Annotated in this window: 9 protein-coding genes, 11 tRNA genes and 1 pseudogene; 8 read left to right on the plus strand and 13 right to left on the minus strand. The window is 45.0% G+C overall.

The features are described from left to right. A pseudogene (locus AEA42_RS22270) lies at nt 1-117 on the minus strand (IS5/IS1182 family transposase); the annotation flags it as partial. 379 nt (nt 118-496) lie between these two features. On the opposite strand from AEA42_RS22270, the gene AEA42_RS10055 reads away from it, so the two are divergent. Together AEA42_RS10055 and AEA42_RS10060 are read left to right on the plus strand one after the other, a co-directional pair. Beyond that, nucleotides 497-1,075 carry a thymidine kinase gene (locus tag AEA42_RS10055; protein ID WP_055647653.1) on the plus strand — a complete coding sequence of 193 codons (579 nt, stop codon included), beginning with the start codon at nt 497-499 and terminating at the stop codon, nt 1,073-1,075. Nucleotides 1,076-1,358: 283 nt separating this feature from the next. Continuing rightward, nucleotides 1,359-4,430, plus strand: a complete 3,072-nt coding sequence (locus AEA42_RS10060; RefSeq protein WP_055647654.1) for a transglycosylase domain-containing protein — start codon at nt 1,359-1,361, stop codon at nt 4,428-4,430. Between the two features lie 123 nt (nt 4,431-4,553). On the opposite strand, the gene AEA42_RS10065 is transcribed toward AEA42_RS10060, so the two are convergent. From AEA42_RS10065 to AEA42_RS10120, 12 genes are all read right to left on the minus strand, one after another. Further along, entirely contained in the window at nt 4,554-5,933 is a 1,380-nt protein-coding gene (locus tag AEA42_RS10065) for a sigma-54 dependent transcriptional regulator (RefSeq protein WP_055647655.1), read from the minus strand. Next, entirely contained in the window at nt 5,930-7,741 is a 1,812-nt protein-coding gene (locus tag AEA42_RS10070) for an ATP-binding protein (protein ID WP_055647656.1), read from the minus strand. The genes AEA42_RS10065 and AEA42_RS10070 overlap by 4 nt, the downstream gene beginning before the upstream one ends. A 99-nt stretch (nt 7,742-7,840) precedes the next feature. Further along, nucleotides 7,841-9,238 (minus strand): TRAP transporter large permease subunit, encoded by a 1,398-nt coding sequence (locus AEA42_RS10075; protein ID WP_037428311.1) that lies wholly within the window; start codon nt 9,236-9,238, stop codon nt 7,841-7,843. Then, nucleotides 9,238-9,882, minus strand: coding sequence for a TRAP transporter small permease (locus AEA42_RS10080; RefSeq protein ID WP_055647657.1), 645 nt, complete (start codon nt 9,880-9,882; stop codon nt 9,238-9,240). Before AEA42_RS10080 ends, AEA42_RS10075 begins: the two co-directional genes overlap by 1 nt. A 65-nt stretch (nt 9,883-9,947) precedes the next feature. Beyond that, nucleotides 9,948-10,967, minus strand: a complete 1,020-nt coding sequence (locus AEA42_RS10085; protein WP_055647658.1) for a TRAP transporter substrate-binding protein — start codon at nt 10,965-10,967, stop codon at nt 9,948-9,950. A 393-nt stretch (nt 10,968-11,360) separates the two neighbouring features. Further along, nucleotides 11,361-11,591 carry a hypothetical protein gene (locus tag AEA42_RS10090; RefSeq protein ID WP_055647659.1) on the minus strand — a complete coding sequence of 77 codons (231 nt, stop codon included), beginning with the start codon at nt 11,589-11,591 and terminating at the stop codon, nt 11,361-11,363. 150 nt (nt 11,592-11,741) lie between these two features. Beyond that, nucleotides 11,742-11,817: transfer RNA gene (locus AEA42_RS10095), tRNA-Val, on the minus strand. Nucleotides 11,818-11,842: 25 nt separating this feature from the next. Continuing rightward, nucleotides 11,843-11,918: transfer RNA gene (locus AEA42_RS10100), tRNA-Val, on the minus strand. Nucleotides 11,919-11,943: 25 nt separating this feature from the next. Next, nucleotides 11,944-12,019 (minus strand) — tRNA-Val (locus AEA42_RS10105). 40 nt (nt 12,020-12,059) lie between these two features. Next, nucleotides 12,060-12,135: transfer RNA gene (locus tag AEA42_RS10110), tRNA-Val, on the minus strand. Nucleotides 12,136-12,162: 27 nt separating this feature from the next. After that, nucleotides 12,163-12,238 (minus strand) — tRNA-Val (locus AEA42_RS10115). Between the two features lie 48 nt (nt 12,239-12,286). Further along, nucleotides 12,287-12,362, minus strand: a tRNA-Val gene (locus AEA42_RS10120). Between the two features lie 514 nt (nt 12,363-12,876). On the opposite strand from AEA42_RS10120, the gene gltX reads away from it, so the two are divergent. The 6 genes from gltX to AEA42_RS10150 all read left to right on the plus strand — a co-directional run bounded on the left by gltX (nt 12,877) and on the right by AEA42_RS10150 (nt 15,097). After that, nucleotides 12,877-14,286, plus strand: a complete 1,410-nt coding sequence (gene gltX / locus AEA42_RS10125; RefSeq protein ID WP_055647660.1) for a glutamate--tRNA ligase — start codon at nt 12,877-12,879, stop codon at nt 14,284-14,286. Nucleotides 14,287-14,390: 104 nt separating this feature from the next. Next, nucleotides 14,391-14,466 (plus strand) — tRNA-Ala (locus AEA42_RS10130). 59 nt (nt 14,467-14,525) lie between these two features. After that, nucleotides 14,526-14,601: transfer RNA gene (locus AEA42_RS10135), tRNA-Glu, on the plus strand. 107 nt (nt 14,602-14,708) lie between these two features. Continuing rightward, nucleotides 14,709-14,784, plus strand: a tRNA-Ala gene (locus tag AEA42_RS10140). A gap of 63 nt (nt 14,785-14,847) precedes the next feature. Beyond that, nucleotides 14,848-14,923, plus strand: a tRNA-Glu gene (locus AEA42_RS10145). A gap of 98 nt (nt 14,924-15,021) precedes the next feature. Further along, nucleotides 15,022-15,097 (plus strand) — tRNA-Glu (locus tag AEA42_RS10150). Nucleotides 15,098-15,140 lie beyond the last annotated feature (43 nt).

A 15,140-nucleotide genomic window follows, 5' to 3' on the forward strand; every position in this document is an offset into this window, starting at 1 on the left:
CTTAGCTTTCCACTGGGCGATAGCGTCCTCATCAATCCAGAAGGTAAGTGAGCCACGATTAATTAAGGCTTGATTGTATTGCTTCCAGTTAGTTGTTTTATAGCGAGGTTTTGACACGATTGATGGGCGAGTTGATGGGCTATGTCGATCAGATCACCAGCTATGGTTTTAGTTCAACTGATTTAGGAAACAAAGCCAATGCGATTTTTCTTAATTAAAACAATATTTAAGGTTAAATTAAGGTTGTTGTAACAATTGCGCTTTTATGGCTTTATCTGTTTCCATATGTTGAGCGTTGAACAGAAATACGAACAATGATTTTCAAAGTTGATTGACCATGAAATCACTAAAATATCCATTCTAGATATTTAGATTGAGATTTCAGTATAAAAGCTGAGAAAGGCCTAGTGTGCTAGGGTCAAGCGCAATGCTAAACTAAGCGGCATAAACTCTGGTGACAGAGATATGATCAATCAGTTTGAAAAAGGGATTCATTTTGGCGCAATTGTACTTTTACTATTCAGCAATGAATGCGGGTAAATCTACCTCTTTATTACAATCTTCCTATAACTACCGTGAGCGCGGTATGAATACGTTAGTGATGACGGCTTCTATCGATGATCGATACGGTAAGGGCAAAGTAGCTTCGCGGATTGGTATTGAGACTGAGGCGCAGGTTTTTAGCCGTGATGACAACTTGATTGAAATGATTACCGCTGCCCATCAAGTGAATCATCTGAGTTGTGTGTTGGTTGACGAATGCCAGTTTTTAACTAAAGAACAAGTCAAACAACTTACATATATTGTTGATAATATAGATATCCCTGTATTGTGCTATGGATTGAGGACTGACTTTCAAGGTGAGCTTTTTAGTGGTAGCCATTATTTATTGGCTTGGGCCGATAAATTAGTTGAACTGAAAACCATTTGTCACTGTGGCCGTAAAGCCAATATGGTGGTGCGCCTCGATGGTGAAGGCAAAGTGATGCGTGAAGGTGAGCAGGTCGCAATTGGCGGTAATGAAAGTTACGAATCGGTTTGCCGTAAGCATTTTCGTGAATTTATTTGGGATTAACCTAAGCTCGGTTAGCACTTAACCAAAATATAAGAATTTTTGTGCTAACCACTTTGAGGCTTGCTGCCAAGTCATTAAAATATGGTGAGATATAACACATATAATCCATCATCCAAGAGCAGTTAGATCTTGTTCGAGCAAGGTAATAAGAATGTATCGCGGCGATACACTCAGATAAGCATAAGTGTGAGTTTTGCCGTTGTACTTCATGTTGATGTATTAAGCATAAGTTGGGAAAAATCCCACGTAGAAAGGATGTGTTAAGTGATTTTTTGGAGCCGTTTTGCCTAATTCTACGCAAGAAATGCAATTTGAAAACTATCGTCCTCGTCCGCCACAACCCGAGCCTAAGGCAAAGCGTGAGCGTAAGCCTAGATCTAAAGGGCGTGCTTGGTTTCTATTATTTATTCTGGTTTTTTGTTTAGCGATTTTGATTGGTCAGGAGGTCAAAACCTCTTATTACCAGTCTAAGTATATTCACCAATACGCTAAAACTCTGACCTATGAGCTGAAAAACGAGCCTACTCAGTCGATTATCTATCCAAGTTATGGCCCCTTCGATGAGCGTCATGGCTACAGTAAGTTGCCACAATATATTGATCGCTTATTGCAACGTAATTTCCAAGTGACACAGCAGGTTGAGTTTTCTCCTGCGTTGCAGGAATACGCCCAGATAGGCTTTTTCCCGCCTTACCATGAGAAAGCACAATCGGGTTTGACTTTGCTTGACTGTCGCAATACCGATCTCTACGAGTTCACTTATCCAAAACGTGTGTATCAGGATGACGATAAAATCCCTAATGAAATCGTCAATACTTTGCTGTTTATTGAAAACCGCGAGTTGTGGACCACAGAGCCAAAACTAAATCCGGTGATTGATTGGCCACGTTTTATTGTGGCGGGGATGAGCCAAATCGCTGAAATGGTGGGGATGAATGTCTCAACAGCGGGTGGCAGTACACTGGCGACGCAAATTGAAAAGTTCCGCCATTCTTCTCAGGGATTAACTTTAAGTATCAAGGATAAATTGCTGCAAATAGCCTCAGCAACAGTGCGAGTGTACCAACAGGGAGAAATCACTGAACCTGCCCGTAAACGTATCATCCAAGATTACTTAAACACAGTGCCTTTATCCTCAGCCCCTAACCACGGTGAAGTGCATGGCATAGGTGACGGCCTATGGGCTTGGTTTGGTACTGACTTCGATACAGCAAACCAGCTGTTGTCTTCCCCTCAAATTAAAGCTAATACAGCCAAACGTGGCCAAGTGTTTCGCCAGGTGGTAGCACTGATGATTGCTCAGCGTCGTCCTTCCTATTACCTATTACAGGGACATGAAGATTTAGAGAATCTAGTTGATAGCCATATCCGTTTACTCGGCCAATATTATCTGATTGACCGTAAACTCAGGGATGCCGCACTAGGACAAAAATTACAGTTTAAAGTCGCTAAACCTCAGCGTAATACCCAATCGGGCGCAGACAAGGGCGTTAACACTATCCGTATTCGTACAGCGGGTATGTTGAATGTCGGCTTATATGATTTGGACCGACTCGATTTAACCGTGAATAGTAGTCTACACAGTGAGTTACAACAGCAAGTAAGTAACTACTTACGCAGCCTTGGGCAAACTTCAACGGCTGAAAAAGTCGGACTTTTAGGTGAGCGTTTACTCGAACCTAGCCAACTGCAAAACGTACTCTACAGTTTTACGCTGTATGAAAAAACCGCCACGGCCAATCGTGTACGGGTACAAACAGACAGTACTGACCAACCTTTCGATATTAACGAAGGTAGTAAGTTGGAGCTTGGGTCGACGGCAAAGCTAAGGGTGCTCGCGACTTACCTTGAGATCATTGCTGAAATTCACGATAAGTATTCGAAAAAGCACGGCATTGAGTTGGAGTCGATTGTGATTGAACCTCGCGATCATCTCACGCGCTGGGCGATTGACTATTTGATTGTCAATCCCGATAGGCGCCTTGATCGCATGCTCGACGCTGCGCTGCAACGGGAATATTCCGCCTCGCCTAATGAGCAGTTCTTCACTGGCGGTGGTTTGCATGTATTTAATAACTTTAAGAAAACGGAAGATCTTAAGATTCCGACCATGTATCAAGCACTGCAAGACTCGATCAACTTGCCCTTCGTGCGTTTAATGCGTGACATTGTCAACTACAGCAGCAGTATGCAAAACGAAGGCAATATGGCGCGTTTGCTGCGCAATGATAAGGATCCGCGCCGAGAGGAATATCTGCGGGTATTTGCTGATCGTGAAGGCAATACCTTCGTGACTAAGTTCTACCGTAAATATAAGAAAGTGGCACCCAATGAGCGTTTAGAACTGTTTTTCGATGGTCAAACCCAAGCTGAACAACAACTCACTGCGGCTTATCGTTATTTGCAGCCTAATGAGTCTATCGCCGCCTTTAAGGCCTTTTTACAGCAGCGGCTACCACAAAATAGTTACACCGATAAGCGCATCAAAGAGCTATATAACAAGTACGGCCCCGAAAAATATAACCTCCCAGATCAAGGCTATATCGCGCGGGTGCATCCGCTTGAACTCTGGGTACTCGATTATTTGAATCAACATCCTGAAGCTAACCTCAACGATGTGAAAGAGGCCAGTAAAGATGAGCGTCAGGAAGTCTATCGCTGGCTGTTTAGAACTCGGCACAAAAACGCGCGGGATGTGCGTGTACAAGTAATGCTGGAGGTCGAAGCTTTCCTTGATATTCATCAGCGTTGGGCGCGTTTAGGCTATCCCTTTGAATCTATGGTGCCTTCTTTAGGTTCGGCGCTCGGTAGCTCGGGCGACAGACCTGCTGCTTTAGCGGAATTAATGGGGATTATTCAAAACGATGGTTATCGTTTACCGACGGTACGGATTAATCAATTGCACTTTGCTGAAGGTACGCCCTATGAAGTACGGCTCGAAAACCAAAATACCCAAGGCGAACGAGTGATGCGTCATGAAGTCGCCCAGGCGTTAAAGGCGGCGTTGGCAAATGTCGTTCAAAACGGTACTGCACGACGTCTTAAGGGTATCTTTACCGATGATAACGGCGAGATGCTGGCCATTGGCGGTAAAACGGGTACGGGCGATAATCGTATTGTGACCCAGATGCAGCAGGGCCGAAAAGTCGCTACCACGGCGATGAACCGTACTGCGACTTTTGTGTTTTACTTAGGTGATAACTACTTCGGCACCTTAACTGCCTTTGTGCCGGGCAGTAAGTCCGATGATTTTAGTTTTACCTCGGCGCTGCCATTACAAGTGATGAAAGGGATGATGCCTATTCTTGCGCCTTATGTGAAATCATCAAAAGGTATGTGCGTGCGGGATGAGTAATGACTCACTTTTGCAATATGTGTTTTTGGAACATAAGCATTGTAATGAGTTTGCAGTTCCTTAGATAAAGTAAACCCCGCAGCCGTGTTCCGGTTTGCGGGGTTTTTATTGGCACCGACAAGCTTATTCGTCGGCGTTGATATATTGCTTGCGGTCTAAATCGTACTTACGCATCTTGTCGTACAAGGTTTTGCGGGGCAGTTCGAGTTGTTCCATGGTTTGCTTAATACTGCCCTTGTTATGACTTAAGGCCTCTTCAATCAAGACTCGCTCAAAAAACTCAACCCGTTGCAGTAAGGACATACTGGTATGCAGACTCGGTGCATTACCTAAGCTGCCAGCGAAGGCGGCTTCACCACCGAGTAACACATAACGCTCTGCCAGATTTCTAAGTTCGCGCACATTACCCGGCCAATCGTGGGAGGTAAGGATGGCATTTTGCTCGGCATTGAGGGCAATCAAGGCCTTGTGATAGCGCGCTGATGCCATACGAGCAAAATGTAAGAACAATAAAGGGATATCTTCGCGGCGATCCCGGAGTGGTGGAATTGGCACAGTCACCAGATTCAAGCGATAGAGCAAGTCTTGGCGGAATTCCCCTGTGTCACATAGGGACTTTAAATCCACTTTAGTGGCGGCAATCACCCGAATCTCCAAATGGATGCTTTTATTGGAGCCTAGGCGTTCGACCTTGCGATCTTCGAGCACCCGCAGCAGTTTGACTTGTAACGACAGCGGTGTACTTTCGATTTCATCTAAAAAGAGTGTGCCGCCATTAGCGTACTCAAACTTACCTATCCGTAGCTTATCGACGCCGGTAAACGCGCCGGCTTCGGCACCAAAGAGTTCGCTCTCAATTAAATTTTCAGGAATTGCGCCGCAGTTAATAGCGACAAAGTTGGCCTGATTGCGACTACTGTGGTCATGCAGATAGCGGGCGACCAATTCTTTACCCGTGCCAGTTTCACCTTCGATAAGCACATCTGCGGGGGTGTCGATAACTTGGTCGATAATATGGCGCATACGCAAAATGCCGACGCTGTGGCCTAATATTCTCGGCCCTGGCACGTTATGGCTTTCTAACTCTTTCTTTAACTTGCGGTTTTCGAGGGTGAGGCTGCGTTTATCCAAGGCACGTTTCACCACATCTAACATATGCTCGTTGTTAAAGGGTTTTTCGAGAAAATCGTAGGCACCTTGCTTTAACGCATTGACTGCCATAGCGATATCGCCAAAGCCAGTGAGTAGTACGACGGGTAAATCGGGATCTTGCTGGCGAATTTGCTGCATTAGGCTGATGCCATCGAGTTGCGGCATATTCACATCTGAAATCACCACACCTGCCCAGTCTCTATCAAGGAGTTTAGCAATGCCTTTAGGATCGGTGGTGGCAAAGGCTTTGATGCCTTCAAGCTCAAACAGTTGTACCAGGACTGTGCCAATATGGGGCTCATCGTCGATGATCAGTACGCTATAGTCTTGAATTGAATTGGGAAGACTCATGATGACTGGCGTTCCTCAGCTAAATAAATCGGTAAAATAATGTGGAAAATAGCGCCGCCGTCCTCGGCATTGGCAACATTAATCTGCCCCTGCATAGACTCAATAATGCGCTGGGAAATGGATAAACCTAGGCCAAGTCCTGTACGCTCGCTAGTGGTAAAATAAGGCTCAAAAATTTTCTCCATTTGGCTTTCGCGTACTCCAGGGCCAGAATCTTGAATACTGATACAGAACTTGTCTTGGCAGTTTACCCTAATACTCAGTGTACGTTTTGGAGATTGCTGCATAGCGACTACCGCATTGCTCATAATATTGACAAACACTTGCTGCAGGCGCACTTTGTCGCCCCAAACCTGATATTGGCCTTCAGGTAGCAATACATCGAGTTCAACCCCTTGTTTGTCGATTTCGGGCTGCACTATGGTCAGAGCTTGTTTTATACAGCCCTTAAGATCGGTGGCACTATCCGCACCTTTGCTCTTACGGGTAAAGCTTTTAAATTGCCCAACAATATCGGCTAAGCGGTCGGTCAGCTCAATAATAATTTTCAGGTTATCCAGTGCCTTATCTTGCATATTGCGGGCAAGGAAAGTTTGAGTATTTTGCGCGTAGCTGCGAAGGGCCGCTAAGGGCTGATTAAGCTCATGATTGATACTGGCGGATAAACTACCAATCACGGTCAGCTTAGCGGCTTGGATCAGTTCATCTTGGGTATCTTTTAGACGATCATTTGCCTGCTGCAGATCTTGGGTACGCTCCTCGACCCGTTGCTCTAACAAACTTTGTGCTAATTGCATACGCTGCAAGTTACGGCGCCGCTCGCTGCTAAAGAGTAAACCTAAGGCAAGCAGCAAGTAGATAGATGCCGATAGCAGCATCAGTGCGGGTAAAGAGTCATGTAGCGGTTTTAATGGTGCAAGAATATGTACTCGCCAACCCGCTTTAGTCATCAAATGGTGGCTATCCATATATTGCGCTTGATTATTGCCTTGGCGGATTTGGTAGATATGGCCGCTGCTGAGGCTATTTTCTTGATATTGCGGTTTTATTAATAGTTCACCTATCGGGCGTTCGGCGTAACGCTTTGAGGCATTTAAGGCATATTGTTTGGCCTGAGTCAGTGGTGTGAGTGAGGTTAAGCGCCATTCATCCACACTTGAAATAAACACGATATCGTCGGGATCGCTGATTAAAAATTGGTATTGGCCAGCCATTGCAATACTGGTGCTTTGCTGTTCAATATCGGCGATATCCACTTTTACAATAATGGCACCCAGAATGCCTTTTTCGCCTTGCTGATAAATAGGATAAGAAAAGTAAAAACCGCGTTTATCCGAGCTAGTGCCCACCGCATAGTAGCGGCCTAAATTGCCCGAAATCGCATCGGTGTAATAGGGTCTGAAGGAGTAGTCTTTGCCGATAAATGAAAAGGGCTGTTGCCAGTTGCTGGCTGCGACTGCAATGCCGAGGGCATCGATAAGATAAATATCAGACGCCTCTGTCACATGCTGAATTTCCTCTAAATACAGGTTGAGCTCTTGCACCTTCTTGGCATTTTGTTGATCGTTGAGCACATTGGCGAGCATGGGATTGGTTGAGAGTACATGAGGGATGCTTTCATAGCGTGACAGGGCGCCATCTAAGAAGCTGACTAGCTCTTTGAGTTGTTTCTCAGATTGTTGTTGGATGTCTATTTTTCCCTGATAAAAATGCACCCAGTACGTTAATTTTAAGATGGCAAACAAACCCGCAAGTAGCACTATGGTCATGAATAGACGTTTTTTGGCTTTAGGCGTCATGGGCAACATAGCAGGCGATCCTGATCCACACTGAATAAAACAAAGCGAGCCTGAGTAGGCTCGCTTAAAAACTATCTAGAATCAAGGAATAATCTTTATTCCTGAAGATTAATATCCATTAAGCTTATCCAGTAATTCTGGCAAGAATAGCGAGATTTGTGGCACGTAGGTGATCAGCGCCAGGAAGGCCAACATCAGTGCTAACCATGGCAGTACGGATTGGATCACCCAACCAATGCTGCGGCCAGTGATCCCCGCAGTCACAAAGAGGTTAAGCCCAACAGGCGGCGTTAGCATACCAATCTCCATGTTGACCACCATAATGATGCCTAAGTGGATAGGATCAATACCAAGTTGAGTAGCAATCGGAAATAGAATTGGCGCCATAATTAACACGATTGCTGATGGCTCCATAAAGTTACCCGCCGCTAACAACAGTAAGTTAACAATGATTAAGAAGCCCCAAGCGGGTAGCCCCATCCCCACAATATACTCGGCAATAATATGGGGAATACGTTCAGTGGTGAGCACGTGTGCAAACAACATGGCGTTGGCAATAATAAACAGCAGCATGATGCTGACCTTGGCACCATCACGCACCACATGGCGAATTTCTTTGTCGATTGGAGTTTTTATCAGCCCCAGCACCATATGACCTAAGTTACGAGCGATCGCGCTTGGGATGGCTTCATTAGGGTTACGCCATGCGACATTTTTCAATGGACCAATATCACGATATCCAAATACCGCAATAAAGTATGCATACATACAAGCCACGGCAGAGGCTTCAGTTGGGCTGGCTACACCGCCGTAGATTGAACCTAACACGATAAAGATCAGCGCCAGACCGCCTAAGGCTTTGGCACTTGAAATTCCCAGTTGCTTAAAGCCAGGGAAGGGACGTGATGGCAGATTCTTAAAACGGGCGACGATATAAATCACTATCATCAGTAGGAAACCCATCATTAAGCCTGGAATTAAACCCGCCATGAACATTTTAGCCGCAGAGACTTCTGTCGCCGCTGCATATACTAGCATCACGATTGAAGGTGGGATCAAAATCCCTAAAGTGCCAGAGGTGGTAATTACCCCTGAAGCAAACTTTTCGGGATAACCTGCTTTTACCATGCCAACGATAACAATTGAGCCAATTGCGGCTACTGTCGCTGGGGAAGAACCTGAAACCGCGGCAAATAACATACAGGCCATCACAGAGGCCATGGCTAAACCGCCACGGATATGGCCGATACTATCCATTGCAAAGTCGATGATCCGCCTTGCCACGCCACCGGTTGATAGGAAAGCCGAGGACAGAATAAAGAAAGGGATCGCCAGCAGGGTATAGTGCTCTGACGATGACTCATAAAGTTTTAATGCCACAGAGGCGAGGGAATCGTTGGAAAAGAATAAAATCGTCAGCATGCTCGAGAAACCTAACGCAATTGCGATAGGCATACCTAAAAACATACAGACGAGAAGGGCAGTAAAGAGGGTCGCAATGGCCATTACTTCGCTTCCTTATTGTCTGTTTCTTGTTGTGCGTGCTGAGCAGCTTCATCAATTAAATGCATGCTTTCTTTCGCTTCATCGGCAAATTGGAACCCAGATACTTGGTTGCGCAGGATAGCGATAAACAGTTCTAAGAAACGCCAAGTCAACATGCTAAAACCAATCAATAGAATGCTTTGGGATAACCAAATTGGCACAGCGCCGTCTTCAATATCAATTTTTAATGTGTTCCAAGCAAAGTCAGGATCTAAGCTGTTTAACAAAAACTTAGGGAAATGAATATCTTCCATCGGAACGCCAATTTGGTACATCTGCGACAGATATTGCCAGCTACCTTTTAGAAATAGTCCGCAATAAGCCAAGCAAATCAATGCTGTCACTAGAGATGTGAGCTTTTTAGCTTTAGGTGGTAGATTTTTTACAAACGCATCAACACCGATGTGAGCGCCGACTTTCACCCCATAGGACATACCAAAGAGTACAAACCAACCACACATGGTTAAGGTGAGTTCTTGGATCCATAAGAAACCGGTATTGAAGAAAAACCGTGCCACTACCTCTGTAAACACTAAGAGTGTCATTAAGGTGATCAAGAGATTGAGCACCCCTTCTTCAAAGTAACCAAAAATTCGCGATATCACAGCTGTACTCCCCTCGCTTAAATACCGCTTAACCTCAAAATGAGATTAAGCGGCTTATTTCATTATTATTTATTTGCAGCAACAGCGGCTTCAATCACATCTTTACCGACTTGGTCTTCAAACTTAGCCCATACTGGTTTCATCACATCAACCCATTGTTGACGTTCTGCTGGGGTTAAGGTCACCAATTGAGAACGTTTTGAATCAAGAATTAATTGCTTGTCTTCGTTATCTTTTTCTGCAGCGATTTTGTTACCTAAAGCGATAGATTCGTCTAATGCTTCTTTGATCACTTTACGTTTGTCCGCAGGTAAGCTTTTCCAGAAGGCATCAGAGGTCACGACCATGTAATCCAATACGCCATGGTTACTTTCTGTAATATGGCTTTGAACTTCATAGAATTTTTGTGAGTAAGTGTTAGACCAAGTGTTTTCTTGACCGTCAATCGCGCGGGTTTGTAGCAGGGTGAACACTTCAGAGAATGGTTTTTTCACGGGGATAGCGCCAACTGCATCAAACTGTGCGGCTAATACGTCAGATGCCATTACACGGAATTTTAAGCCTTTAGCATCTGAAGGTTGCTTGAGTGGTGCGTTTGCAGAAAACTGCTTCATACCATTGTGTAAATAGCCTAAACCCACAATCCCTTTACGGCTCATTGAGTTGAGTAGTGTTTGACCTGCTTCACCCTGTTGGAAACGGTTTACTGCATCCATGTCATTGAACAGGAAAGGTAAGTCGAAAACTTGTAAGCGTTTGGTGTAACGTTCAAATTTTGAGAGTGAAGGTGCTACAAATTGCACATCGTTTAGCAATAGTGCTGCTAACTCGTTGTTATCCCCAAATAACTGTGAGTTAGGAAATACACTGACCTTGTATTCACCCGGTAAACGTTGCTCAACGAGTTCTTTAAACTTCAGTGCCATTTGGCCTTTGGGCGTATTTTCTGCCACAACGTGTGAAAACTTAATTTCAATCGGTTCTGCAAATACGTTAAAGCTGGTTGCGAATACGGAGGCAACGGCGAGCATTTTGACTAAGGTTTTGAGTGGACGGGTCAATCCAGTTTGTTGATTCAATGTCATTTTGAGTTCCTTTTTCTGTTGTTAGGATTTGTCCTCAGCCTTGGTTAGTTTGTTACCAAGTGTGAGTAGGAATACAGCCTTGATTTCCCTGAGGTCTGTCTTATTAAAGGCAAATACCACGCCAACTTACGATGGATTCTGTAAGTGTTTGGTTAATAAAGTGTAGTTCATTTGATGTTTGTCACACTTTTAGTTTTGTGGGTGAGATCTCGCTCACGTTGATTTTACCTATGGGGGGAAATCCACCCAAACTGCATTTTGTGGGGTATGAGCTGAGGTTTTTAGCTTGATGGTTAACTGAGCAAAATAAGTTGCTTTTTGATCAAAAATGGTTTGAAAAATGACTGTAGAGTAGGGAGACGGTGACATGGTTAAGATGAAGCACAGTGACGGTCAGCCATGATCTTCGCCTATTCGTTTTAAGATTTCATCACTTGGGAGTAACTCCAAATGTCCACGTTCATCGAAATACCAGCCAGTAATAAACCCTTTTTGGCGCATACTCAGAAGGTTTTGCATGACCTCACGGGCTTCTCTTAAGGCTGTTTGCTCGTCACAGGAATGAGTATGTTTAAGATAAGCGGCGATATTGGTGAGGGATGCGGATTGACTGACGCTAGCCATAGTGCTGATCTCCAAATTGCTCAAGACAATGAATCAGCGCGTTTTAGCCAAAATTAGGGTAAATGCTAAGTAATGGACTCAATTAACGTCATGCTGATTTAGAACAAGCATAGTTGAGATACTAAGGCGGTAAAGTTTTTGAGGTAAATATGGTGGTCGCTACTGGGATCGAAACAGTGACCCCCTCCTTGTAAGGGAGGTGCTCTCCCGGCTGAGCTAAGCGACCCGGGGTAAATCAGTAGTGCAGAATATGGTGGTCGCTACTGGGATCGAACCAGTGACCCCCTCCTTGTAAGGGAGGTGCTCTCCCGGCTGAGCTAAGCGACCCGGGGTAAATCAGTAATGAAGAATATGGTGGTCGCTACTGGGATCGAACCAGTGACCCCCTCCTTGTAAGGGAGGTGCTCTCCCGGCTGAGCTAAGCGACCGGAATTCTTTCAATACAAATTTTTATGTCATTCACAAATATGGTGGTCGCTACTGGGATCGAACCAGTGACCCCCTCCTTGTAAGGGAGGTGCTCTCCCAGCTGAGCTAAGCGACCTGGGAATGACTACACAGTGAGGTTATATGGTGGTCGCTACTGGGATCGAACCAGTGACCCCCTCCTTGTAAGGGAGGTGCTCTCCCGGCTGAGCTAAGCGACCCGGGTATATAACAACATGTAAACCATGATTAAATTTGCATTTAACACATGGTGGTCGCTACTGGGATCGAACCAGTGACCCCCTCCTTGTAAGGGAGGTGCTCTCCCAGCTGAGCTAAGCGACCTCTGCTGTGTGGAGCCGTATTATAGGGAGGTTCGATCGGGTGTCAACGCTTTTTAATGAAAAAAGCATTGGTTGCGCTATTTTTGTTCGCATTGACTTAATGTTAATCACGGGCTCATTTAAAGTGTTACTTTATTGGGCAATTTAAGATTGAGTGATTTAAGCAAGCTTTGTATATCAGCCCATAGTGAATATTACCGCACAAATAACCACTAAACTTTTTCAGGTTTTCTATATCGACGAGACGATGGATTTTTAGGTCGGTTATAGGGCATGAGTTCAACAGCGCTGGTATACATTTATGATCCTGAGTCGAGGTGAGTGAGCGCGTTTAGTTTCTATTATGATTGGTCAGCTAGCGATATCTATATCGAATTAATACATCGACTTTTGTGTTATCTGTATTATCAGCGGATATGTTCCATTTGCAGCGCTGACTTAGGCTGCTAGAATAAGCCCACTTTTTATCGTGATTGTCTTTATCTAGACGACTTTATATAGGTTAGTGTCCCACTATGACAACTAAGACGCGTTTTGCCCCTAGCCCAACAGGCTTTTTGCACGTGGGCGGTGCCCGTACTGCACTTTATTCTTGGTTACAAGCCCGTGCCAATAACGGTGAGTTTGTTTTACGTATCGAAGATACGGATATTGAGCGTTCTACTCAGGCCGCTTGTGATGCCATTTTAGAGGGCATGAACTGGTTAGGTCTAACGTGGGATGAGGGCCCGTACTATCAAACTAAGCGTTTTGATCGTTATAACGAAATCATCGCGCAAATGTTAGAGCAGGGCACAGCCTATAAATGTTATTGCTCGCGTGAACGTATCGATGCGTTAAGAGAAGCACAAGCGGCAAATGGCGAAGCGCAAAAATACGATGGTTGCTGCCGTGACTTGCCGGCGCGTGATACTGATGAGCCTTTTGTTGTACGTTTTAAAAACCCTATCGGTGGTTCAGTCGTATTTGATGACCATGTTCGTGGCCGTATCGAATTCTCAAACGACTCGTTAGATGATCTGATCATTGCTCGTACCGATGGTGTACCTACCTATAACTTCTGTGTAGTGGTAGACGATTGGGATATGGGGATTACCTGTGTAGTGCGTGGTGAAGACCATATCAACAACACGCCACGCCAAATCAACATCCTTAAAGCATTGGGTGCACCTATTCCTGAATACGCCCACGTATCGATGATCTTAGGGGATGATGGTGCCAAGCTGTCTAAGCGCCATGGTGCGGTAAGCGTGATGCAATACCGTGATGATGGTTATCTGCCTGAAGCACTGCTTAACTATTTAGTACGTTTAGGTTGGTCACATGGCGACCAAGAAGTGTTCTCTTTAGAGGAAATGAAGCAGTACTTTAAGTTAGATGATATTAACAAAGCCCCTTCAGCCTTTAATACCGAAAAACTGGTTTGGTTAAACCAACACTATATTAAGACGCTTGATCCTGAATATGTGGCTTCCCACTTACAATGGCATATGGACGATCAAAAGATTGATACGTCAAATGGTCCAGCTTTATCAGCTGTAGTGACAGCATTAGCTGAACGTGCCAAAACGTTAAAAGAGTTAGCTGCATCTAGCCGTTACTTCTATGAAGATTTTGCTGAGTTCGATGCCGAGCAGGCGAAAAAGCATTTACGTGGTGTGGCACTTGAGCCATTACAATTAGTGCAACAAAAGCTAGCGGCATTACCGGAGTGGACCGTTGAAGGTATCCACCAAGCGATTGAAGCCACCGCTGCGGAATTAGAAGTGGGTATGGGTAAAGTGGGGATGCCATTACGTGTCGCTGTGACCGGAGCAGGGCAGTCTCCAGGCTTAGATATCACCTTATTCTTAATAGGAAAGGCACGCTCTGAGCAAAGAATATCCAAAGCGATTGAATTTGTAGCAGATAGAATAAATTCCTAAAAAACGAGTTGACACATTTAGGTGCGCTGCATAGAATGCGCCTCGCAGTTGAGACACAGACGAGCAAATGCTTGTAGTGCACTTAAATGTGGTTTAATAAGTTTGGGGCTATAGCTCAGCTGGGAGAGCGCTTGCATGGCATGCAAGAGGTCGACGGTTCGATCCCGTCTAGCTCCACCAAACTTACCGCCGATATTAAGCGAGAGTTTTTAACGAAATTCAAATTAATATGTCCTTGTGTCCCCTTCGTCTAGAGGCCTAGGACACCGCCCTTTCACGGCGGTAACAGGGGTTCGAATCCCCTAGGGGATACCACTATGTTTTACGGCATAGTGCTCCTACCAAATAGCTAACGAGTTGTCTGGTAAGAACAAATCTAAATTTCTGCGATATACTGAGTTTCAGTTTTGTCGAAAGAGTTTGGGGCTATAGCTCAGCTGGGAGAGCGCTTGCATGGCATGCAAGAGGTCGACGGTTCGATCCCGTCTAGCTCCACCAATTTCGCCATATTAAGCGAGAGCACTGTTAGTCATAATAGTTGTCAAATTAATATGTCCTTGTGTCCCCTTCGTCTAGAGGCCTAGGACACCGCCCTTTCACGGCGGTAACAGGGGTTCGAATCCCCTAGGGGATACCACTCTATCCCTAATAAGATAGAGTGCATCACAAATGACTAACGAGTTGTTTGAGATAAATAGCAAGACCTCAGTTATGAGGAAAAACATAAGTCCTTGTGTCCCCTTCGTCTAGAGGCCTAGGACACCGCCCTTTCACGGCGGTAACAGGGGTTCGAATCCCCTAGGGGATACCACTCTATCCCTAATAAGATAGAGTGCATCACAAATGTCTAACGG

Source organism: Shewanella sp. Sh95, from assembly GCF_001308045.1.
Taxonomy (GTDB): domain Bacteria; phylum Pseudomonadota; class Gammaproteobacteria; order Enterobacterales; family Shewanellaceae; genus Shewanella; species Shewanella xiamenensis.

Bases quoted from the DNA above. Each gene is read 5' to 3' on its own strand.
- AEA42_RS10065 (WP_055647655.1), bottom strand. From the start codon at position 5,933: ATGAGTCTTCCCAATTCAATTCAAGACTATAGCGTACTGATCATCGAC.
- AEA42_RS10070 (WP_055647656.1), bottom strand. From the start codon at position 7,741: ATGTTGCCCATGACGCCTAAAGCCAAAAAACGTCTATTCATGACCATA.
- AEA42_RS10075 (WP_037428311.1), bottom strand. From the start codon at position 9,238: ATGGCCATTGCGACCCTCTTTACTGCCCTTCTCGTCTGTATGTTTTTA.
- AEA42_RS10085 (WP_055647658.1), bottom strand. From the start codon at position 10,967: ATGACATTGAATCAACAAACTGGATTGACCCGTCCACTCAAAACCTTA.
- AEA42_RS10090 (WP_055647659.1), bottom strand. From the start codon at position 11,591: ATGGCTAGCGTCAGTCAATCCGCATCCCTCACCAATATCGCCGCTTAT.
- gltX (WP_055647660.1), top strand. From the start codon at position 12,877: ATGACAACTAAGACGCGTTTTGCCCCTAGCCCAACAGGCTTTTTGCAC.